We start from the raw sequence: 18904 nt of genomic DNA, 5'->3' as shown, positions 1-18904 counted from the left end.
AGCCGGTTTATATGGGTGATACTCTCCTTTAATGTGCTGTTCTTTGGCTGCTATCACAGCCAGATTCGGTTTGGTATACACCGAGTATGATGTCTGAGTATTCCCCTGTGAGGGCGCAGACGGTAACGATCAGGGCAAATAACAAGCTCATGCTTTTAGCTCTGGATTGCCTTTTTGTGCCAGTAAGTAGCAAAGCTTACGAACCAGAACTTCAAACAGATTTAAGCGAACGGCTTGGCAGCCAGCTTTTTTGCGTGCGAAATCGATCATGTTTATCTCCATTTTGTTATGCCTGTCTTTTATCCACTTCAGGCTCGGTGGATCCTGCTATTCCCCAACAACAAGGATTCGGATAATCTGGATATCCCCAACAACAAAATGAGTATTCTTTGTGATAGCTGAATTATCTGCGGCTTTGGCCGCTATCAAAGAGACTGCCAGCCTTGCCAGGGTTATTAGTGAGGCCAAAACAGATGCAGAGATAAAAGCTGCGACTTCAGAGATTCAAAGCAAACTAATAGCGCTCCAGATGGATTGTTTTTCTCTTGGCGATGTTGTCCGCCTTCGCGAAGAACAGATAACGCATCTCAAAGCAAAAATTGCAGAGTTTGAAGATTTTCGTTCCCAAACTGAAGGTTATGTTCTTGAACAGCTTGAATCTGGTTCTTTTGTTTATTCGAAAAATGAGCTTGTGAGCGGCCGCGAGATATCTGTGAAACTTTGCCCACTTTGCTATTCCAAAAATGTAAAATCTATACTTCATTCTATCCCTGTAGCTAAGTCCTCTCATTTTCATAAAAGTCGCTGCCTCCTTTGCGAAAATAAATTCTTGATGAATAAGAACCCAGACTATGAACGCCCTAAGTCCTTTGGGGAGATTGGACGCGAACTTAATGGCGAGCGCTGGTTAGAACGCTAGTTTTGTCAGTGGATATCCAGATTTTTAAAGAGCAAAGCGTCCTTATGGGCGCTTTTTTGTGCCTGTGACGCTGGCTGGCGGAACGGTAAACCTGCTGCGCGATTGTCTTGCCATCTCATCCGGTGTTTCGTATGCCGCCGGCAGCTACTTCGTGGGCGTCCTGCCTTGATGACTGATTTTCTAAAACCAGACTACAAATTTAGTTTTCATAGGTCAAGGGTTTATTGAAGATAAAATCTTCAATGAAGGTGATGGTATTTACAAACTGTGAATTTTTGGCGAAAAAAAAGCCGCTTTCGCGGCTGTTTTACAAGGTGTCATTCAACTATCAGAGGATGGCGGCTCGATTTTCCTCTTCTTAAGGAACTCGGCCATAAATTTATCCAGCTCGTCAAGCCTATCGTTTGCTAGAGCTATAAAGCGATCTTGCTCTACTTCTGGCAACTGATCGAAAACTTCAAGTAATCGTCGTTGCTTGTCATTGAGGACGGTTTTGCTCTCTGTGGTTTCTTTAAGCCATCTTTCTTCTTCATCTGACATGAAGAACCAATACAATGGCTTATCAAGAGCCTCAGGGAGCAAAGCAAGTTTTTCCTTTCGCGGAATGATACCTGAATTGCACCATCCACTAACCGATTGAGAATTTACACCAACACGTCGGCCTAACTCAGATTGAGATATGCCTGCCTCTTCAAGGGCTCTTATAAGTCGTTCTTCAAAGTTCATATTCATATCCAAATCAAACCATTAAGCAAGGATACAAAGTTTCTTTGTAGTTGGGATCGTTCTATTTTCTTGACAATGAAAATTATATTTTCAATCATATGAAAACAAATTAAGGAGATGGTATGAACGAACAAACCCAGAAAAGAATACTTTTGCTATGTGGTAGCCAGTCCGAGTTAGCGCGTCGACTTGGTAAAAACTCGCAAACTGTCTCAGCTTGGTTCCGCGCACAAGTGGCTAGTGCTGAAGTTCTAAATGCTTGTCGTGCCTTGAATTGGGAAATAACCCCGCACGAATTACGTCCCGACCTATACCCAAATCCCACAGATGGTTTACCTCAGAAGGAGGCTTAATCATGCAATCAGCCACATATCAACATCATAACCAACGTCTGGCCGGACCGTTGAAAACTCAAAATCAGTTTATGGCGCATCGGCGAGATAACTTTAAGCACCGTTCAATACAGGTTGCAGTTCGGGAGTGGGAATCCAATTTGCCCGGCCAGGCGCAGGAAAAAATCGCTCAGCTGGTGGCTGAGCAGTGGGCGAAGGAAGGGGGCCGCGGCATCTCGGTCAATAAGCAGAATTTATTCCGGTATCTGAGAAACGAAGGTGGCTCGGAAAAATACATCGCTTACGTCATGCAGCTGTCGGGGGCAATTGTCGCCGCTATGCCCATTGAGATCGCCAGAAAGCATGGCCTCAGTAATGCCAGAACGGAAGCCGAGATGGTGGCTAGTGCAATCAAAGAATGCAGTGAGGCGCATCAGGCGAAGTTGCTGGGCGCACCGCTGCAAAAGCTTGAGAAGGAGATCCGCGAAGCGGCAATCGCTTTATTCAACATGTTACCAGCTGACGCGGCGGGACCACTACTGGCGAGCATCAGCGCCGTTGCGCCGCAATTTTTTTAATCGAGTTTTGACCAATGAATTCAAACCGGAGGCTTCATGAGCATTGATGCAATGCGCTGGGCCAAGAAAGTTAAGACCGGAAAATCCTCCAGTAAGGCGATCCTGACCTGGCTGGCTGATATGTGCGGCGCTGACTTGTGCGCTTATCCATCTGTCGCTGCGCTTGCAGAGGCTACGGAGATGGACAGAAAGACGGTGCTTGCAGGCTTACAGCACCTGCAAGAAATCGGTCTGGTAGTCGATACAGGCGAACGGCGTGGCAGGACAAAGCAAATTCCTGTGTACAAGCTGGTCGGTGTTGAAGAAAGCATCCCGGACGCAGAACAGGCCCAAAAACGGAACTCTTTAAATAATACCAATAACGGGACGGTTAATCGGAACCGTCCCGAAAACGGAACTGTTAATACTAACAGTGCCAATTACGGGACAGTTTCAGGTGATAAGGGTACCAGAAACGGGACTATTAACAGTTCGGAATTTAACCAAAGAGTACCGTTTTTCCCTTTAAACAGTCCCAAAAACGGGACACGGAATCTACCAAGGAACCATAAAGATCTAAACCCCACACATAGAGAACTGGTCGAACCTGTTGTTCCTGATTATCCGGATCAGCCTGGTATCGGAATTGGGCAACAGCAGCCATTCGGGAAATTCCGGATGTTTGAAGACTGGAAGCCAACTGCCGACTTTGCACGACAGGCAAACCTGTGGGGTATGCCGGTCAAGGCGGGCATAAATATCGAAGCCGAGCTGAGCAGCTTCATCGCTTACTGGCAGGCCGAAGGGAAAGTGTTTCATCAAATTCAGTGGGAGCAGAAGTTAGCTCGCCACCTGGATCGCGCAAAGGTTCTGACAAAACCACTGAAGGGAGGTATCGAGAATGCAACAGTTCGACCACAGCCAGCAGCATCCCGGGCTGTTCAGCAAATACAGTCAGCACACGCAGAGTGGCGACGCCGGAACGGACTTGATGGCGACGGAGACGGCGTGGCGGTTATGGCAGGTGATGGGGGAAATCTTCTCAAATCGCTGGACGCAGAAGAATGGGGCAGAGCCTACGGCCCTCTGGATAGCTCAGATAGGTTCGATGACTGAGGCGCAGATCAAACTGGTCTGTCAGCAATGCATGAACCGTTGCGCAGTAGGTAATACATGGCCGCCGGATCTTGCTGAATTCGTTTCGCTGGTTTCAGAGAGTGGTGCCAATCCGTTCGGGCTGACATCTGACCGGGTGATGAGTGAATACCGTCGCTGGCGTAACGAGTCGTATCGTTTTTCGGGTAGTGACAAATATCCGTGGCCCCAGCCGGTGCTGTATCACATCTGCATCGAAATGCGCAGAACTGGTGTTGAGCGTCAGATGACCGAAGGGGAACTTAAAAAACTGGCCGAGAAATTATTAACCAAATGGACGAAGCACGTAAGCAACGGGCTTTCGGTCCCACCAATCCGTCGCCAGCTAGCTGCTCCGCAGCATCCGGCAGGGCCAACTCCGGCACAGCTGCTGATGGAAGAGTACCAACGCCGTAAAGCGGCAGGTTTAACCAACTAATCGAGTATTGACCAATGACCAAACCATTAACCCAAAAAGAGCAGGTGGCGGTTTTTGTACGCTACCAACCGAACTGTGCAGTTGGCGATGTCTCCGAGGCGCTTGATATGCATGGTGCCACAGCTGGCAAGTTACTGAGAAAGTTAAGTGACGAAGGCATGCTCATCCGCTCACGTGAAAGTGTTCAGTACACCTACAGGACGGTACCGCACGCAGATATCCCAGACGTTATCCTCCCGTGCATGGTGGAAAAAAGCGATCCAGTCCGGATGCAGGCTGCTGAGCAAAAAGCGAAGGCACTTGAGAAAAAGGGCCTGTGGCGAAGAGCTGCTGCGATGTATTCAGAAATGTTTGGCATAGCTGGTAGTGCTGTTGAGGTTGCCCGTATCGCTAAGCGACGTAAAGACTGCCTGCGCCAGGCGATGAGGATGGCCAGCTAAAACCTCTGGACTATTATCCGCGCTATCCAGCGCAGCGGGGAGATAACCCCGCGTCAAGTACGCGCTCTGCTGGGTGTAACAGTAAAAAAGCATGCCGACTGCTAGAGCATCTCGTTGCAGTGGGCGCGCTGAAGAACATCGGGCAGCCTCGTCATCCAGTATTTGTTTTGGAGCCTAGCGGGGTGCAACGCATCAAGCCAGTGCCCGTTGAGCGCCAGAAAAAAAGCGTTGTCGAAGCTTGCCGCCAGAACTGGCAGGGCTATCAGATCCACAAAATTATTGGGAGCACCCGCGCATAAGCTAATCACTAAATGCAGGTGGCGTCCGGCATTGAACAGTCGCAAAACTCTATTGAGAAAGTTATATTTTTTTGGTATCAATATCCTTAATCAAGAGTTCGAGACTTACGGAGCTCCTGTTAGTGGTACTTGGGCACTGGTTTTAGGTGTGTTCTCATCCTTGGTAACGATCGGTGATTGGCTTAGCCGTCTGATCATTAGCTTTTTCAACATTGAGGATGTGAATATGAAAAAAAACTGTGGAACACTTGTGTTCATCCTAGCTGTGTGCGGTGCGGCGCTGTGGGAACATCATCAGTAACCGATAAACTCAAGGAACACTTTCAGCCATAAGTCTTTAACAGTCGCCGGGAGTAGCCTCCTAACCCACACCAAATTAATGGCCTCGTTATGCGAGGCCATATCTTGAAAATTAATTGTATTAAATGCTATTAATTTAGCTTCCGGAGGACGCAATTTATGACAATTAGAAAAGTAATATTCAAAAAAGGTAAGGAAGAAATCAGCTGCGATTGCTTTGATCTCCCTGATATAGCCGATTCCCAAGGGTATTTTGGTTATCTTTCTAAAAATAATGTTGGTATGTTCGAAAATAAAGTCTCATACCCTATAGAGAAAATTGGCGAAGAATATTTTGTTTATCTGCCACAATAAGTTAACTTCTCAATGTGATTGAGAATTTTATTTCTTCTGGCGCGTTAATTTCTCTCTTGTGAAATCACTCTCGCCATTCCGTCCGTTAATTAAATAATGTACTTCACAGAAGACTCGGTAATTCGAAAAGAAATCTGAAAGTGCCGCGTGTAAGTCTCTTGCCCATTGAAGGCGATTAACGTCTGCATCAAAAAATTGACGCACAGATTCTGTGTTTTCTCTAAGGTGAAAAACATTATTTCTAAAAATCCTGAGCGAATTCGAATTTTCTTTCATCAGCTTTCCAATGTTGTCAGAAATTAATATTAGTTCTTTAAATTCATTGGGGCGTTCTTTAGCCAATAAGATTCGCATGTTTAGGTTACGAAAACCCTCGCATACAACACCTAAGAAACCTAACCATGTAAAAAGATAAACTCGCATGTCAAATTCATCACGATGAATCAACGATCCATTTTTTTGCATTTTTTGTTTGAGTTTATTGTGATTTCGTAACATAAGTTCAGCAGTTTCGAAATAATGAATCTGCAGTGTTAAAACTCGATCTTGATTACGACTTGGAAGTTCATCCTCAGGGGCGCGACTATCTATATCTAAAGCGTATTTAAATGGAACTTTAGCAATGTAGTAAAGACCTTGATTCAAGGGCAATAAATGTCCATTTTCTAATTCTTGCTTTAAATGATCATCTACATCACTATAATTAATAAATCCATATATTGGTAATCTACTGCCTGCAAATGCAGTTAACCACCAAGAATTAAACCCACCTATCTCACCATGTTCACCGAAATCAAAATCAACAGGTCCCGAATTTAAATCAACTCGACATCCAGCGCCATGTTTAAAATATTTCACACCACCTTCTAACTCACCTGAAAATGGAATGTCATAATCAATCCATTCATTGCAAGAGGACGGCATTTGAATACCGGAGCGATACATTAGTTTTAGAGCATCCTCAACACGGCATTGAAAGTCGATAATCAAATGATAGAGGTTTTCATTCACAGCGTAGACTCACTTCTGGTTTCTACAAAAAGAATACTATGTGTCCCGGACGAACAAGTAGTTATCCACCCTGCCTTTGGATCGCAACAAGTATACATGTTTACCAATATCGTCGCTAAAAAATCAAATTATTGACATATAAGATTTTTAGCAGAGAGCTTAACGTGGCTATTTTTCCATCAATTGTTTTTTGATTTACCATTAAGTGCGGTTAAAGCGTTGATCAAAACTATCTTGCGGTGTACTGTATGAATATACAGTTAAAGCGACGGAGGCATTTATGAAAGTTGAATTAACCATTGATCGTACTAAAGAACTTCCTAAGGGCGCAGTCCCGGCGCTGGAAAAAGAATTATTAAAACGACTCCAGAATCAGTTCGATGAATGCATTCTGGTTATACGTCGTGCAGGTTCAGATGGCTTAAGTGTTTACGGTGGTGAGAAGGAAGTTAAGAAGAAGGTTGAGGAAATCCTCCAGCAGACCTGGGAAAGTGCAGACGACTGGTTTTATTGATACAGCTTGCAATAACTTTCCAGAGTGGAGGGGGGATTGGTGAAAGAAAAAGAAGAATTACCGAGCAAGGGCTACGCGGTCATTAGATGTCACGATGGGGTTATCGTTGCAAGACTGCACTCATTTCCTGACAGTGAGCGCGCGCTCATGTACAGACGTGGTGATGAAGTTTCCTTCATGCCGTTACAGGATGATGAGATGGTTGGAACACCGACACTCTTTACGCAGATACTTGAGCGGGCGGGGTATCGCGTTTCGAAAGATATTGCTAGTTCTTCATCATAGTTCTGAAATTCCTATACTTTTTCGCCATGGGTTAGGGCCCGTGGCGCTACTTTCTTACCTATATATTTTCTTGCTGTTGATTACTAATGAGGATTATCATTAGTTACATTTTTTACTGTGTCGATATAGGGTCCTTGGGTGTTTGGTAGAGTTATGAAGAAATTTATCTTAACGAAATATAATGAAGCTCTTAAAACTACCAATCTTGACGGTATACCTTCAGATGCCTTGGATATGCTTGTTGCTCTTGAAGATAAGCGCTTCCATAAACACAATGGGTATGATCTTCGTGGAATGACTCGTGCCCTTTATGTTTTTTTGAAAGGTGAAAAAATACAAGGCGCAAGCACAATTGAACAACAATTAGTGCGAGTGTTAACTTCTCGTTATGAGAGAACGATTAAGCGAAAAATTATTGAGATTTATTTTGCTCGATACATTTCAAAAAGAAAAAGCAAAGTCGAGATTGCTAAGTTATATTTATCGATAGCATATTTTGGTTCTGGGATGAATGGTTACCACCAAGCCGTGAAGAAACTAAAGCAAAGTCATCAACTTGAAAATATTTATTTTTATGCTGAACTTGTTTCTAGGTTAAGATATCCACAACCCTACAATCCAGATGTTAAATATTTTAAAAAAATACATTGTCGCGCAGCGTATGGTGTTAAAGTTTATTCAAGAACTAATCTGTATAAGAGGTGAGTGATGAGTAGGATTTTGGAGTTAGATTTGAAGTCGGAGTTTATTAACAAATACCCCACGTCTGATGTGTTCATTGAGTCATTGGAACATGTTGAGAAAGCATTTCTTCCATTCTACCTTCGATACCATGTTCATGGGGGAATTCCATTTTTTCTAAAAGACAATCCATTCGTTTACGAGAAATGCAAACAGTTTATAGCCGACCGGCTTAGCTTAAATCCCCGAGATATAACAATTATTGGGTCAAGAGCTATTGGTTTTAGTATGTCTCCTCCTCCGAAGTTTGGTAATGCTGCAAGAGATGATTCTGATATGGATTTTTCCATTGTATCAGAACAGCTATTTCATGAAATGAAAAATGTATTTAATCAATGGATGGCGGATTATAATGAAGGTAAAATTAGTCCAGATAAAACGGAGAAGGAAAAATATTGGTTGTCGAATAAAGAAACGGTACCAAAGAATTTAAATCGCGGGTTTATCGATAACTATAAAATACCAAATCGTTATCCAATTAGGAAAAAAACTGATTGGGTTCTGAAAGATATTGCAAGATATCTTATAAAGGAGTGCTCTTTACATTGCAATGCTAAAGCATCCGCAAGAATTTATAAAGATTGGGATTCTTTTGAAAAACAATTCATGATTAACTTTATGGATATGAAAAGTAAAGTTTCAAAGGGTGTTAAGTGATTTATTCACTTTACATTTAATTTAGAGACTCTTGGTGAGGATCCCAAATGATTTTCCTAATAGACAACCCTTTAAAACTTTTTTAGGACGTTATTTGCGCTTTCTATTGAAGTCATGGTAAATTAATAAAGTAGGCCTGAACACCCTATACCTGCTGCGCCACTGGAGAGAGACCATGGCGCAAAAAACACCACCACAATTTAACGGATATCTGGTCTGCCCGCATGAGCATGCCCGTCTTTCGTCACGTCCAGATCAAACCCTCAAACTCACGAGCCGACAGCAACAAGTTTTCGATGTGCTCGTTAAATACGTCGATGAGCATCGCTATCCACCCAACCGACAGGAGCTGGCCGGGCTTCTTCACCTCAGCTCGCCAAATGCTGCTGAAGATCATCTGAAAGCCCTCGACAGAAAAGGCTACCTCACCCTGATCAAGGGGAAAACTCGCGGTATCACTATCAATATTCGCGCCAGGGACTGTATTGCTACGCAGCTGCTGCGCGAGTTGGTGAGCGAGGAGCCAGGCGCCCGTGAACGTGCTCTGGCATTTATTGAGGGCGAAGGTGGTTCGCTATGAAGAAAAGCTGGTTCATTCACCAAAACCTAACTACTAATGAGGCCGACCAACTGGTAGCGCGGTACCGGAAGAATAACGTTAAGACGGAAAAAAGACTGGAGACGGACTTCATTCACTGGACGGTGAGCGCCTTTCTTCCGGAATCACGCCATTGCCCGCGCCCGGATGGACGTTACCAGCAGCGGTTCTGGGGGTGATCATGCGTACTTTCGACATAACCCCCCTCGGAAAGCCGCGAATGACGCGCGCGGATAAATGGAAGAAGCGACCAGAAGTAATGCGTTATCGCGCGTTCTGCGATGAAGTCAGATTGAAAAACGTAAGCCTGCCCGAGTGCGGCTATCACGTGATCTTCGTTCTTCCAATGCCACCCAGCTGGAGTAAGAAAAAAAAGGCGGATTATTGTGGCAAGCCGCACCAACAAAGGCCAGATAAAGACAACCTAGAGAAAGCGCTACTGGATGCGCTGTTTGGCGAAGACAGCCATATCTGGGATGGCCGCGTGTCCAAAATTTGGGGTGAGAGGGGCCAAATTATCATCCGGGAGGCAGAACCATGCGTGCTCTGCTGAAACCAGAAATCGCCAGGCACATGGGCGTAGTCCTGCTTAAGCCCGGAAAAGAGTTGATGAGTATATTTGCACAAGGCCGGGTGTTGGTTGAGTGCCAGCCCGATAACATGGCGCACCTGCCATCCGGGAAAGTACCCGACGCTGCACAGCCGCTGAGAGAGGACCGAGTCGTTCAGTCATTTTTCATGGATGAACGAGTGATAGCAGCTGCTGGTGGTTTGTCTTCGCTGGACGAATGGCTGCGGCGACGCGGTAAAAATTGTCAATATCCGCACTCCAATTACCACCATAACGAGCTGGTGATCATGCGCCATCATCCGGGTTCCATTTTGCTGTGCTGGCATTGCGAGAACGAGCTGCGTGAACAAACCACGGAGTTTCTGTCCCAATTGGCGAGAGAAAACCTAATCGACTGGATCATTGATGCGGTGCTGCACCAGCTTGGATTCAATCGGGAGCGAATGTTGTCTGTCGCAGAACTCTGCTGGTGGGCTTCCTGTCGTGGTATCGCTGAAGCTATTCCTGAAGAGCTGGCTCGCCAGGCTTTAAGCCTACCGAAGGAAAAGATCGAGTCGGTCTACCGGGAAAGCGAAATCATGCCGACGGTCACGGCCACCAGCATTCTTCTGAAGCGCACCGAGAAGGTGCCTGTAATCAGTGCTGACGAAATAAAGCCGATAAAGCCCATCGTCGCTGTTCAGGTTGACCCTGAGTCGCCAGCAACCTTTTTTACGCGTCCAAAAAGAATTCGATGGGAAAGTGCCAACTATCTGCGCTGGGTGAAAAGCCAGACGTGTGCCTGCTGCAATCAACCTGCAGATGATGCTCATCACCTTATCGGATGGGGGCAGGGCGGTGTTGGTACCAAAGCACACGATATTTTCGTCATCCCTCTTTGCCGCAAGCACCACACTGAGTTGCACAACGACCCCGTCAAGTTTGAGCAGAACTACGGCTCACAGCCGGAAATGATTAAAAACGTGCTGGACCGTGCCTTTGCGCTCGGCGTTCTGGCTTAAGGAGAAAAAATGATGACACCTCGCCAACGCCGCATACATCAGGCTGCCCTAGAAAGCGCGGCATCAGCCCCACGTAAAAGCTGGCTGGGCAAGTTTCGCCCGTTGAGTTCGGTGCAAAGTGCCTGGGTCAAATCGTTGTTATCTATCTGGGGGGAGTGTTACGGCGGCAGAACGTCAGAGGAGGCCATGCTTGGCGGATGCGGATTCTGGAGTTGCCTGAAAGCAGAAGAGTGGTCAGACACTCAGGCGAAGCACATCACTGAGACACTGAAAGGTTTGCATAAAATCGGCTACAGGGGAGAGGCATTGCAGAAAATGGCGATGGAGATTATCTGGCCACAAAAAACCTTAAGCCAGGTGATTGACGGCAGTATCGCGCAGGACGACTGCGATTTTGTAGAAAAATGCATTCTGACCGCCTTGAAATCTCATGATCCGGTTTATGTCGTGGGCATTAGTTTTTATGCCCGTCGGAAGAGGATTAGCGATATCGCCCATCAGTTGCTGGCCGTGGCTCCATGGCTGACACGCAAGCAGGCAGAGGACCGTGTGCGCTGGTGCGTAACGCATTTCAATAGCGCTGTATTTCTGGCGATGAGAGCAGCAATGAAGAGCGGAGACGAAAAAATATCTTGAAAACGAGTAAAAAAAGTCAATAATACAGCTAAGCTTGGCAAAGCTGCGCCGCTACGGCAGCGACGAAAAGCCGACTTACTTATCATTTAAACCTCGCCCTGGCGGGGTTTTTTGTTTTTTATTACGGCATTACGCTATAACAACCTCCCAAGCAAAGGAGATTGTTATGAAGAAAGATGCGGGACAAGAGAGCATTTTAAAAATCGTTGAGGCTATGACCGAACATTCAAAAAAGGTTTTTCCCCCTGACGAAATTGTAGAAACCATAATTGCCCGAGTTAAAGCTGGTGGGGATGAAACCCTGCTAAAACTTGATTTATCCAACTTGCTTTTGGATTACGTCAAAGATGTTCAGCAAGTGCTTGCCACTCAAAACGATGCCGTATTTAAGGCAATTAAGGATCAATAGTCCTTTCCACAACAATCGTAACTGAAAGCTTAAGGCCGCCGCATAGCGGCCTTTTTCGATACAGACTCAGGGGATCATCCTCTACGTTTCCACTTAGTGCCCCCAGACCCGGCGCCTGAACCCTTCAATTGCACAGCGCGTCGAATTAAAACTACTAAGGATCCAAATCAAGCTTATACTTCTCGTAACATCATGAGAGGCGGCTATGAAAGAAGGTTATTACTGGATTCAATACAACGGCGGGAGGCAGATAGCCTACTACTCCCCTGAAGAGGGCTACGACTTCATTTCAGGGGAAGAAATCATGGGGGTCTGGTATGTCACCAGAGGCCATGACCTTTGTAATAACAGTGAGGTTGAGGTTCTCAGTGGACTCATTGAAGAACCGAAGCCATAACCATTATCCGATTGCACGAACCGATATCAGAACCTTGCGTAAGCAGGGTTTTTTATTTCCTAAAATTCATACCAGCGCAGTAGTCGCGCTATCAGTCGCCAATACCCAGTTTTATCTTGCTGCCGTTTCGAACCAGAGTTATCTGTATGCCATCGGTAACTGAGTGGAAAATGACCATGTTAAAACAGCAAGATATGACGTACACCGCAAATATTCTTTACTGCTGCCTTAGTGATAAAAACTGGAAGTCACTTGAGTATCTGGCTGGGCTTATGCAGATCAGCATAGGTCGCTGTCAGCTGATACTGACGCAGTTGGTGATGGCGGGGCTTGCGGCAGAAGATGAGAGTGGAGAGAATTTTAAACGCCGCCAGTAACTGGTGGATTTTAGTTGTGAAGAATGGGCGGCTGGTGGGTGTTGTAGCACCCGGCCAGCCATTTGCTCATGTAGAAGGTCACAAGCGAACCTAGGCCCACCGCTTTAGCGCTAAAGCACAGTGAGCCTACCAGAGACCCGCTTACTGATCTATGAAAAATACTGTAAAAATAAACAGTGCTGAATTGTTCAACGCTGATTGCCTCCAGGTTCTTGAGCTACTCCCTGCCGATTCTGTCGATCTCATCGTTACCGATCCGCCTTACTTTAAAGTGAAGCCAAATAGCTGGGATAACCAATGGAATGGCGACGCCGATTATCTTCGCTGGCTGGATATGTGCCTGGCTCAGTTCTGGCGAGTGCTCAAACCTGCCGGCAGCCTGTATTTGTTCTCTGGTCACCGCCTGGCGGCAGACATTGAGATCATGATGCGTGAGCGATTCAACGTCCTAAACCACATAATCTGGGCTAAACCGTCTGGCCGTTGGAATGGCTGTAACAAAGAGAGCCTGCGCTCTTACTTCCCGGCGACGGAACGCATCCTTTTCGCTGAGCATTATCAGGGACCATATAAGCCAAAAAGTGATGGGTTTAGTGAGAAAGGCAACGAGGTCAAACAACATGTCATGGCCCCGTTAATTTCTTACTTCCGCGATGCCAGAGCTGAGCTAGGGGTCACGTCCAGGCAAATAGCCGACGCCACCGGAAAGAAAAACATGGTGTCCCACTGGTTCGGGGCCAGCCAGTGGCAGTTACCAAACGAGCAGGATTACGGAAAGCTGCAGGAATTGTTTACTCAGATAGCTATTGAGAAACACCGGGCTTCTGAACTCAAAGCACCGCATCACCAGCTGGTGGTCAAGTGGCATTCGTTGAACCGGAAATACCTTGAGCTGCTGGAAGAGTACAAATCTCTTCGGCGGCATTTCTCTGTGACAGTAGCCGTGCCCTATACCGACATCTGGACCCATAAACCCGTCCAGTTCTATCCAGGCAAACACCCGTGCGAAAAGCCCGCTGATATGTTGCGGCAAATCATCAACGCCAGCAGCAGGACAGGCGATGTGGTGGCCGACTTCTTTATGGGCTCGGGATCAACTGTTAAGGCAGCGATTGAACTGGGTCGCCAGGCTATCGGTGTAGAACTGGAAGAGGAACGATTCAACCAGACGGTAAGCGAGGTAAGGCGGCTGGCAGAGGAATAAAAGTTAGGGTCGCTGATGCGGCCCTTTTATTACCTCAACAGGACACCCGCAACGTAGCGAGGTGAGAGCATGTATCGAATGGAAAAAATCACGACGGGTATTGCATACGGAGCATCTGGAGGGGGGACCGGATACTGGCTGCTTCAGCTCCTCGATAAAGTCTCCCCATCACAGTGGGCGGCCATTGGTGTGTTAGGTAGCCTCATGTTTGGTTTGCTGACGTGGTTGACGAGTCTGTACTTCCAAATCAAAGCGGATCGCCGCAAAACTGCGCGAGGTGAATGATGTCGAATAAATCAAAGCTTAGCGCAGCAGTGCTCGCGCTAATCGCGTCCGGAGCAACTGCGCCATTTATTTTCGACCAGTTCATCAGTGAGAAAGAAGGCAATGCGCTGGTGGCCGTTGTTGATCCGGGCGGGGTCTGGTCTTTATGTCACGGCGTGACAGTCATTGATGGCAGGCGTGTAGTTAAAGGCATGACGGCTACTGAAGAACAATGCCGCAAGCTTAACGCTACTGAACGTGATAAGGCGTTAGCCTGGGTTGATCGCAATATCAAAGTGCCTCTGACAGAGCCGCAGAAGGTAGGTATCGCATCTTTCTGTCCGTACAACATTGGCCCCGGTAAATGTTTCCCTTCAACCTTCTATAAGCGCATCAACGACGGTGACCGCATCGGTGCATGTGCAGCAATCCGCTGGTGGATTAAAGACGGTGGCCGTGATTGCCGACTCACCAAAGGCCAGAAGAATGGCTGCTATGGCCAGGTTGAGCGGCGAGACCAGGAAAGCGCGCTGGCATGCTGGGGGCTGGACCAATGAAGATTAATCTGGGTCTTATCGTCGCGGTCGTTATTGCTGGCCTGTCAATCGCACTCGTTAAAAGTTGTTCATACGCCAGCAGCGTACAGAGTGACAACGACGTTCTGCGAAGTGACAACGCTTTACAGGGTGAGGTGATCGCCACTCAGGCTTTCAACTTCAACCGGTTTAACCAAGTGGCTGAACACGCCAGCAACCTTAACTCACTGATTGATGCTAGCTCCGATAAAACTGTTATCGAATACCGGGAGATTATCCGTCGTGAAAAAACCTGTGATCTGCCTGTTCCTGCTGACATTGCTGGTGGGCTGCTCGAATACGCGCACCGTTTACGTGCCAGCGCAATGCACGCCGATACCAACAGACCTGATGCAGCCGATGATCGTGCCGTTGCCACCAACTCTATGACGTACTGCCAGGCTGTTCTCTGGATTAAGCCGCTGCTGGCCGTAATTGAGAAGGGCAACAACAACCTGACTGGCATACGGCAAATTGAGCAAGGGAGACAGTGAGCCTTAAACAAAGCGTGGCAGGCGAACTACCTGACATCTTAATGAGAGGAAAGACTTTGCAACGTTTTTAGGATAGCGATCACAATATGAAAAAAATAAGGTTTTGTCGTATTTTACCTGATTGATTTGAAGTGTTACGGCCTTATAACTAGTAAGCATCTAATTTGGGTGCTTTCATTTTGAAGGGACTATACACATGAAAGACGGTATTTATTTTGTCGTGTTCAGAAGCGGTCAGAATGATGTTGGAAACGGTACTGTCGTTGTCAAAGACAACGCAGTCAATGGGGGGGATTTTGGTTTTACATATCAAGGCCGCGTCCAGGACGGAAGATTAAACCTCCACGTATCACGTCACAATCAAGCTGCGCAAAACGTCATTGCAGGGCTTAATGATTATGTGATGGAACTGTCTGTGAAAGATATCGGGGATGGCTATTATCTCGAAGGAAGCATTGCAGGTGTACCGGGTGCATCGTTAACCGTTCAGGCTAAGTTCATCGGTAAGCTGATTTAAAATCCATTTACTGACTTGAAGCCGCCTTTGGCAGTTTTTTGTTGGCACATGAATTTTCCACTGATTTAGCTATACCCTCATAGTTAGCCTCGCTCATGCGGGGCTTTTTTACGGACAATGCCCCGCCGTCAGGTGATAGTAATTCCCATTTTCAAAAGGTACTCCTGGCGATTCTGCACACCGTGGGGGCCAGTACGCGCGGAAAAAGCCAAATTTTTGCATTTTTATCGACCATCACCACCACTTCAATTTATTGAAACATCAGAATTAAATTTTCCCTGGTGTCGATTTTGCTTGTTTTTTATTCACCACTGGAGCTTTCCATGGATCATGAATTAAAGCGTCTTCAACTTAATGTCAGTCAGCTGGCAGCATTGTCCGGCGTTCATCGCCAGACCGTGTCCGCCAGGCTGAAGAATGTCCGTCCTGCGGGTGGCAACGAAAGCAACCTGAAGTTGTATGGCCTGACCGATGTATTGGCTGAGCTGATGAAAATGCCTGCTCCGGTAGCTGAAGGGGAAATGGAGCCTCAGGATCGAAAAGCCTGGTACCAGTCCGAACGTGAAAGGCTGAAGTTTGAGCAGGAAGTAGGAGAGTTAATCCCTGCTTCAGATGTTGCCAGAGAGTTTGCCGAAATGGCGAAGGCCATGATTCAGGTACTTGAAACGTTGCCGGATATTCTTGAGCGTGACTGTGCGCTTGCTCCCGCTGCGGTCTCCCGCGTTCAGTCAATTATTGACGATCTTCGGGATGAAATAGCCAGAAGGGTCATGGATGACGAAGAGAAAGCAGAGGAGGACATCCCGGAGGAGGAATAATGTCGGCACTGGCGACCGCCCTAACATTAAAACGTGACACCGGACAACTGATTAAAGCCCCGCGCAGAATGCCTGTATCTGTGGCGGTAGCGAAATATATGCGTGTCCCCACCTCCGGAGGTAATTCCGTCCCCTGGGATCCGATGGTTGCTCCTTATGTCATGGAACCTATGGACTGCCTGGCATCCCGTGAATACGACGCCGTGATATTCGTCGGACCTGCCCGAACGGGAAAAACAAATGGTCTGATTGACGGGTGGGTGGTTTACAACATCGTCTGTGATCCGTCGGATATGCTATTGGTGCAAATGACACAGGATAAGGCGCAGGAGCATTCAAAAAAGCGTCTTGCCCGAACATTTCGCTGCAGCCCGGAGGTTAGAAAAAACCTGAGCCCCCGGCGTAATGACAACAACGTTCACGATAAATATTTCCTTTCAGGTAGCTTCCTGAAAATTGGCTGGCCATCCATCAATGTCATGTCGTCATCAGATTTTAAGTGTGTGGCACTGACGGATTATGATCGCTTCCCTGAAGATATCGACGGGGAAGGTGATGGCTTTTCCCTGGCCTCCAAACGTACAACCACCTTCATGTCCGCCGGTATGACCCTGGTAGAGAGTTCTCCGGGGCGCGACATTCGTGACAGTAAATGGCGCCGCAAGTCTCCTCATGAAGCGCCACCGACAACCGGTATTCTTTCTCTGTACAACCGCGGCGATCGTCGTCGGTGGTACTGGCCGTGCCCGCATTGTGGTGAATATTTTCAGCCCACGATGGAGGCGATGACTGGCTACCGCGATGAAGCGGATCCGGTAAAAGCCAGTGAGTCGGCGCATCTGCTTTGCCCGCACTGCAGCAGCATTATCACCGCCGACCAAAAGCGCGAGCTTAACGGGGTGGGAGTCTGGTTGCGTGAAGGTCAGAGTATTGACCGCGACGGCAATATCTCCGGTGAGCCACGGCGTTCGCGTATAGCGTCGTTCTGGATGGAAGGGCCCGCAGCTGCGTACCAGACCTGGGCGCAGCTGGTGTACAAACTGCTGACTGCTGAGCAGGAGTATGAAGCCACCGGCAGTGAAGAAACCCTGAAGGCGGTGATCAACACCGACTGGGGGCTGCCGTATCTGCCGCGCTCGGCCAGCGAACAGCGGCGCGCCGATGCTCTGATGTTGCGCGCGGAGGATTACGGTAAACGGCTGGTTCCGCCAAAAGTGCGTTTCCTGCTGGCGGCCGTTGACGTCCAGGGCGGCAAAAAGCGCCGTTTCGTCGTGCAGATTATCGGTTATGGCGAAAATGGTGAACGCTGGCTGGTGGATCGCTACAACATCCGCCAGTCGCTGCGCTGCAATGAGCATGGTGAGACGGAACCGATCCATCCCGGTGCGTATCCGGAGGACTGGCAACTGCTGGTTTCCGATGTGCTGGAAAAAACGTATGCGCTTCAGTCTGACCCGACGCGCCGTATGCCGGTGCTGGCCATGGCCGTCGACAGCGGCGGTGAAGAGGGCGTAACCGACAACGCCTATAAATTCTGGCGGCAGTGCCGCCGTGACGGCCTGGGTAAACGTGTTTACCTGGTCAAGGGCGACAGCACAAAGCGCCAGAAAATCATCACTAAAACCCATCCAAATAATACCGAACGCAGCGATCGTCGCGCCGATGCGCGTGGCGAGGTGCCGGTGTATCTGCTGCAGACCGACCTGCTTAAGGATCAGCTCAGCAACAATCTGGACCGTGAGACTCCCGGTGCGGGCTATATCCATTTTCCTGACTGGCTGGGGGAGTGGTTCTACGAGGAACTGACCTACGAAGAGCGCGGTGTGGACGGTAAATGGCGCAAGCCCGGCAAGGGCGCCAACGAAGCCTTTGACCTGTTCTGCTATGCCCATGCCGTTGCGGTTCTGCGCGGCTACGAAAAAATTCGTGACTGGGAAAAACCCCCTGCCTGGGCTGAGCCGCAGGATCTCAACCCAAATATTCATGAAGGGGAACGCCCCCGGGAGATAACCATGAAAATAACAAAACCCGTACAGTCGCCTGTCCAGGCTGAACCTGAAAAGGGATCCGGACTGTCCGGCAGCTGGCTGGGATCTTCCGGTAAGGGAGGCTGGCTGTGACGAAAGACGACATCTGGAGAACGCTGCTGATGGTTCGCCAGGCCTACCAGGATTCGCTGGACGGCAAGAGTATCTCCTTTACCGGCGTAAATGGTCGCGCCATTACCAACCACGACCCGAAAGCGCTGCGCGACGAGCTTGAATACTGGGAGCGTCGCTGGCGGACGATTAACAGCCGTGATGGTTCGTACAAACTCGCTAACTTTCTGTAAGGC

The 18904-nt window shown here is 47.8% G+C and carries 30 protein-coding genes; 26 read left to right on the top strand and 4 right to left on the bottom strand.

The features are described 5' to 3' along the window. Positions 1-28 precede the first annotated feature (28 nt). Entirely contained in the window at positions 29-151 is a 123-nt protein-coding gene (locus SIK69_RS20815; protein WP_319786995.1) for a DUF1482 family protein, read from the bottom strand. Further along, complete coding sequence (locus SIK69_RS20810) at positions 148-270, bottom strand: hypothetical protein (protein WP_010433050.1); 123 nt, start codon at positions 268-270, stop codon at positions 148-150. Before SIK69_RS20810 ends, SIK69_RS20815 begins: the two co-directional genes overlap by 4 nt. A gap of 121 nt (positions 271-391) precedes the next feature. Between SIK69_RS20810 and SIK69_RS20805 the strand changes: the two genes are divergently transcribed. Next, complete coding sequence (locus tag SIK69_RS20805; protein WP_319786994.1) at positions 392-919, top strand: hypothetical protein; 528 nt, start codon at positions 392-394, stop codon at positions 917-919. Between the two features lie 321 nt (positions 920-1240). Here the strand turns inward: SIK69_RS20805 and SIK69_RS20800 are convergent, their stop codons facing one another. Beyond that, positions 1241-1645 (bottom strand): helix-turn-helix domain-containing protein, encoded by a 405-nt coding sequence (locus SIK69_RS20800; protein WP_319786993.1) that lies wholly within the window; start codon positions 1643-1645, stop codon positions 1241-1243. Between the two features lie 122 nt (positions 1646-1767). Between SIK69_RS20800 and SIK69_RS20795 the strand changes: the two genes are divergently transcribed. The 6 genes from SIK69_RS20795 (at position 1768) to SIK69_RS20770 (ending at position 5500) form a co-directional block, all read left to right on the top strand. After that, positions 1768-1998 carry a transcriptional regulator gene (locus SIK69_RS20795; protein ID WP_319786991.1) on the top strand — a complete coding sequence of 77 codons (231 nt, stop codon included), beginning with the start codon at positions 1768-1770 and terminating at the stop codon, positions 1996-1998. A 2-nt stretch (positions 1999-2000) separates the two neighbouring features. Next, the gene (locus tag SIK69_RS20790) at positions 2001-2555 is read left to right on the top strand and encodes a toxin YdaT family protein (RefSeq protein ID WP_319786990.1); all 555 of its coding nucleotides are present in this window, start codon (positions 2001-2003) and stop codon (positions 2553-2555) included. A gap of 36 nt (positions 2556-2591) precedes the next feature. Beyond that, a complete protein-coding gene (locus SIK69_RS20785; RefSeq protein ID WP_319786989.1) occupies positions 2592-3650 on the top strand; it encodes a DnaT-like ssDNA-binding domain-containing protein in 1059 nt (352 codons plus the stop codon). After that, positions 3562-4107 (top strand): replication protein P, encoded by a 546-nt coding sequence (locus SIK69_RS20780; RefSeq protein ID WP_319787230.1) that lies wholly within the window; start codon positions 3562-3564, stop codon positions 4105-4107. The genes SIK69_RS20785 and SIK69_RS20780 overlap by 89 nt, the downstream gene beginning before the upstream one ends. A 14-nt stretch (positions 4108-4121) precedes the next feature. Next, positions 4122-4547, top strand: a complete 426-nt coding sequence (locus tag SIK69_RS20775) for a PerC family transcriptional regulator (protein ID WP_319786988.1) — start codon at positions 4122-4124, stop codon at positions 4545-4547. A 758-nt stretch (positions 4548-5305) separates the two neighbouring features. Further along, positions 5306-5500, top strand: coding sequence for a hypothetical protein (locus tag SIK69_RS20770; RefSeq protein ID WP_319786987.1), 195 nt, complete (start codon positions 5306-5308; stop codon positions 5498-5500). 27 nt (positions 5501-5527) lie between these two features. Here SIK69_RS20770 and SIK69_RS20765 read toward each other — a convergent pair whose 3' ends face one another. Continuing rightward, positions 5528-6511: a DUF6896 domain-containing protein gene (locus SIK69_RS20765; protein ID WP_319786986.1), complete on the bottom strand. Its 984-nt coding sequence runs from the start codon at positions 6509-6511 to the stop codon at positions 5528-5530. A gap of 280 nt (positions 6512-6791) precedes the next feature. On the opposite strand from SIK69_RS20765, the gene SIK69_RS20760 reads away from it, so the two are divergent. The 19 genes from SIK69_RS20760 to SIK69_RS20670 all read left to right on the top strand — a co-directional run bounded on the left by SIK69_RS20760 (position 6792) and on the right by SIK69_RS20670 (position 18901). Further along, positions 6792-7025: a DinI-like family protein gene (locus tag SIK69_RS20760; protein WP_319786985.1), complete on the top strand. Its 234-nt coding sequence runs from the start codon at positions 6792-6794 to the stop codon at positions 7023-7025. 39 nt (positions 7026-7064) lie between these two features. Further along, entirely contained in the window at positions 7065-7310 is a 246-nt protein-coding gene (locus SIK69_RS20755; protein WP_319786984.1) for a hypothetical protein, read from the top strand. A 153-nt stretch (positions 7311-7463) separates the two neighbouring features. Further along, the gene (locus SIK69_RS20750) at positions 7464-8015 is read left to right on the top strand and encodes a biosynthetic peptidoglycan transglycosylase (protein ID WP_319786983.1); all 552 of its coding nucleotides are present in this window, start codon (positions 7464-7466) and stop codon (positions 8013-8015) included. Positions 8016-8018: 3 nt separating this feature from the next. Next, complete coding sequence (locus tag SIK69_RS20745; protein ID WP_319786982.1) at positions 8019-8708, top strand: hypothetical protein; 690 nt, start codon at positions 8019-8021, stop codon at positions 8706-8708. Positions 8709-8883: 175 nt separating this feature from the next. Continuing rightward, a complete protein-coding gene (locus SIK69_RS20740) occupies positions 8884-9288 on the top strand; it encodes a LexA family protein (protein ID WP_319786980.1) in 405 nt (134 codons plus the stop codon). A 199-nt stretch (positions 9289-9487) separates the two neighbouring features. Continuing rightward, positions 9488-9859 (top strand): RusA family crossover junction endodeoxyribonuclease, encoded by a 372-nt coding sequence (locus tag SIK69_RS20735; RefSeq protein WP_319786979.1) that lies wholly within the window; start codon positions 9488-9490, stop codon positions 9857-9859. Then, positions 9844-10878: a DUF968 domain-containing protein gene (locus SIK69_RS20730; protein ID WP_319786978.1), complete on the top strand. Its 1035-nt coding sequence runs from the start codon at positions 9844-9846 to the stop codon at positions 10876-10878. Before SIK69_RS20735 ends, SIK69_RS20730 begins: the two co-directional genes overlap by 16 nt. A 9-nt stretch (positions 10879-10887) precedes the next feature. Further along, positions 10888-11514 carry a hypothetical protein gene (locus SIK69_RS20725; protein ID WP_319786977.1) on the top strand — a complete coding sequence of 209 codons (627 nt, stop codon included), beginning with the start codon at positions 10888-10890 and terminating at the stop codon, positions 11512-11514. A 166-nt stretch (positions 11515-11680) separates the two neighbouring features. After that, entirely contained in the window at positions 11681-11923 is a 243-nt protein-coding gene (locus SIK69_RS20720) for a hypothetical protein (RefSeq protein WP_319786976.1), read from the top strand. A 205-nt stretch (positions 11924-12128) separates the two neighbouring features. Continuing rightward, complete coding sequence (locus SIK69_RS20715) at positions 12129-12320, top strand: hypothetical protein (RefSeq protein ID WP_319786975.1); 192 nt, start codon at positions 12129-12131, stop codon at positions 12318-12320. Positions 12321-12496: 176 nt separating this feature from the next. Continuing rightward, positions 12497-12697 carry a hypothetical protein gene (locus tag SIK69_RS20710; protein ID WP_319786974.1) on the top strand — a complete coding sequence of 67 codons (201 nt, stop codon included), beginning with the start codon at positions 12497-12499 and terminating at the stop codon, positions 12695-12697. 151 nt (positions 12698-12848) lie between these two features. After that, entirely contained in the window at positions 12849-13901 is a 1053-nt protein-coding gene (locus SIK69_RS20705; protein WP_319786973.1) for a DNA-methyltransferase, read from the top strand. Positions 13902-13970: 69 nt separating this feature from the next. Continuing rightward, positions 13971-14186 carry a class II holin family protein gene (locus tag SIK69_RS20700; RefSeq protein ID WP_319786972.1) on the top strand — a complete coding sequence of 72 codons (216 nt, stop codon included), beginning with the start codon at positions 13971-13973 and terminating at the stop codon, positions 14184-14186. Beyond that, on the top strand, positions 14186-14722 hold the full coding sequence (locus SIK69_RS20695) for a lysozyme (protein ID WP_319786971.1): 537 nt from the start codon (positions 14186-14188) through the stop codon (positions 14720-14722). The genes SIK69_RS20700 and SIK69_RS20695 overlap by 1 nt, the downstream gene beginning before the upstream one ends. Then, positions 14719-15234 (top strand): hypothetical protein, encoded by a 516-nt coding sequence (locus SIK69_RS20690; RefSeq protein WP_319786970.1) that lies wholly within the window; start codon positions 14719-14721, stop codon positions 15232-15234. The genes SIK69_RS20695 and SIK69_RS20690 overlap by 4 nt, the downstream gene beginning before the upstream one ends. Before the next feature lie 196 nt (positions 15235-15430). Further along, entirely contained in the window at positions 15431-15751 is a 321-nt protein-coding gene (locus tag SIK69_RS20685) for a GrlR family regulatory protein (RefSeq protein WP_319786969.1), read from the top strand. Positions 15752-16074: 323 nt separating this feature from the next. Then, positions 16075-16569, top strand: a complete 495-nt coding sequence (locus SIK69_RS20680; protein ID WP_319786968.1) for a DUF1441 family protein — start codon at positions 16075-16077, stop codon at positions 16567-16569. Further along, on the top strand, positions 16569-18689 hold the full coding sequence (locus SIK69_RS20675; protein WP_319786966.1) for a phage terminase large subunit family protein: 2121 nt from the start codon (positions 16569-16571) through the stop codon (positions 18687-18689). The genes SIK69_RS20680 and SIK69_RS20675 overlap by 1 nt, the downstream gene beginning before the upstream one ends. Further along, on the top strand, positions 18686-18901 hold the full coding sequence (locus SIK69_RS20670) for a hypothetical protein (RefSeq protein ID WP_319786965.1): 216 nt from the start codon (positions 18686-18688) through the stop codon (positions 18899-18901). Before SIK69_RS20675 ends, SIK69_RS20670 begins: the two co-directional genes overlap by 4 nt. Positions 18902-18904: the final 3 nt, after the last annotated feature.

Source organism: Scandinavium lactucae, assembly GCF_033843265.1.
Taxonomy (GTDB): domain Bacteria; phylum Pseudomonadota; class Gammaproteobacteria; order Enterobacterales; family Enterobacteriaceae; genus Scandinavium; species Scandinavium lactucae.
This window is presented reverse-complemented; position numbering and strand designations above follow the sequence as displayed.

What these genes read in the sequence shown, in the direction of transcription:
- SIK69_RS20815 (WP_319786995.1), bottom strand. Translation starts at nt 151, where the DNA reads ATGAGCTTGTTATTTGCCCTGATCGTTACCGTCTGCGCCCTCACAGGG.
- SIK69_RS20810 (WP_010433050.1), bottom strand. Translation starts at nt 270, where the DNA reads ATGATCGATTTCGCACGCAAAAAAGCTGGCTGCCAAGCCGTTCGCTTA.
- SIK69_RS20800 (WP_319786993.1), bottom strand. Translation starts at nt 1,645, where the DNA reads ATGAACTTTGAAGAACGACTTATAAGAGCCCTTGAAGAGGCAGGCATA.
- SIK69_RS20795 (WP_319786991.1), top strand. Translation starts at nt 1,768, where the DNA reads ATGAACGAACAAACCCAGAAAAGAATACTTTTGCTATGTGGTAGCCAG.
- SIK69_RS20790 (WP_319786990.1), top strand. Translation starts at nt 2,001, where the DNA reads ATGCAATCAGCCACATATCAACATCATAACCAACGTCTGGCCGGACCG.
- SIK69_RS20785 (WP_319786989.1), top strand. Translation starts at nt 2,592, where the DNA reads ATGAGCATTGATGCAATGCGCTGGGCCAAGAAAGTTAAGACCGGAAAA.
- SIK69_RS20780 (WP_319787230.1), top strand. Translation starts at nt 3,562, where the DNA reads ATGGGGGAAATCTTCTCAAATCGCTGGACGCAGAAGAATGGGGCAGAG.
- SIK69_RS20775 (WP_319786988.1), top strand. Translation starts at nt 4,122, where the DNA reads ATGACCAAACCATTAACCCAAAAAGAGCAGGTGGCGGTTTTTGTACGC.
- SIK69_RS20770 (WP_319786987.1), top strand. Translation starts at nt 5,306, where the DNA reads ATGACAATTAGAAAAGTAATATTCAAAAAAGGTAAGGAAGAAATCAGC.
- SIK69_RS20760 (WP_319786985.1), top strand. Translation starts at nt 6,792, where the DNA reads ATGAAAGTTGAATTAACCATTGATCGTACTAAAGAACTTCCTAAGGGC.
- SIK69_RS20750 (WP_319786983.1), top strand. Translation starts at nt 7,464, where the DNA reads ATGAAGAAATTTATCTTAACGAAATATAATGAAGCTCTTAAAACTACC.
- SIK69_RS20745 (WP_319786982.1), top strand. Translation starts at nt 8,019, where the DNA reads ATGAGTAGGATTTTGGAGTTAGATTTGAAGTCGGAGTTTATTAACAAA.
- SIK69_RS20740 (WP_319786980.1), top strand. Translation starts at nt 8,884, where the DNA reads ATGGCGCAAAAAACACCACCACAATTTAACGGATATCTGGTCTGCCCG.
- SIK69_RS20735 (WP_319786979.1), top strand. Translation starts at nt 9,488, where the DNA reads ATGCGTACTTTCGACATAACCCCCCTCGGAAAGCCGCGAATGACGCGC.
- SIK69_RS20730 (WP_319786978.1), top strand. Translation starts at nt 9,844, where the DNA reads ATGCGTGCTCTGCTGAAACCAGAAATCGCCAGGCACATGGGCGTAGTC.
- SIK69_RS20725 (WP_319786977.1), top strand. Translation starts at nt 10,888, where the DNA reads ATGATGACACCTCGCCAACGCCGCATACATCAGGCTGCCCTAGAAAGC.
- SIK69_RS20720 (WP_319786976.1), top strand. Translation starts at nt 11,681, where the DNA reads ATGAAGAAAGATGCGGGACAAGAGAGCATTTTAAAAATCGTTGAGGCT.
- SIK69_RS20715 (WP_319786975.1), top strand. Translation starts at nt 12,129, where the DNA reads ATGAAAGAAGGTTATTACTGGATTCAATACAACGGCGGGAGGCAGATA.
- SIK69_RS20710 (WP_319786974.1), top strand. Translation starts at nt 12,497, where the DNA reads ATGTTAAAACAGCAAGATATGACGTACACCGCAAATATTCTTTACTGC.
- SIK69_RS20705 (WP_319786973.1), top strand. Translation starts at nt 12,849, where the DNA reads ATGAAAAATACTGTAAAAATAAACAGTGCTGAATTGTTCAACGCTGAT.
- SIK69_RS20700 (WP_319786972.1), top strand. Translation starts at nt 13,971, where the DNA reads ATGTATCGAATGGAAAAAATCACGACGGGTATTGCATACGGAGCATCT.
- SIK69_RS20695 (WP_319786971.1), top strand. Translation starts at nt 14,186, where the DNA reads ATGTCGAATAAATCAAAGCTTAGCGCAGCAGTGCTCGCGCTAATCGCG.
- SIK69_RS20690 (WP_319786970.1), top strand. Translation starts at nt 14,719, where the DNA reads ATGAAGATTAATCTGGGTCTTATCGTCGCGGTCGTTATTGCTGGCCTG.
- SIK69_RS20685 (WP_319786969.1), top strand. Translation starts at nt 15,431, where the DNA reads ATGAAAGACGGTATTTATTTTGTCGTGTTCAGAAGCGGTCAGAATGAT.
- SIK69_RS20680 (WP_319786968.1), top strand. Translation starts at nt 16,075, where the DNA reads ATGGATCATGAATTAAAGCGTCTTCAACTTAATGTCAGTCAGCTGGCA.
- SIK69_RS20675 (WP_319786966.1), top strand. Translation starts at nt 16,569, where the DNA reads ATGTCGGCACTGGCGACCGCCCTAACATTAAAACGTGACACCGGACAA.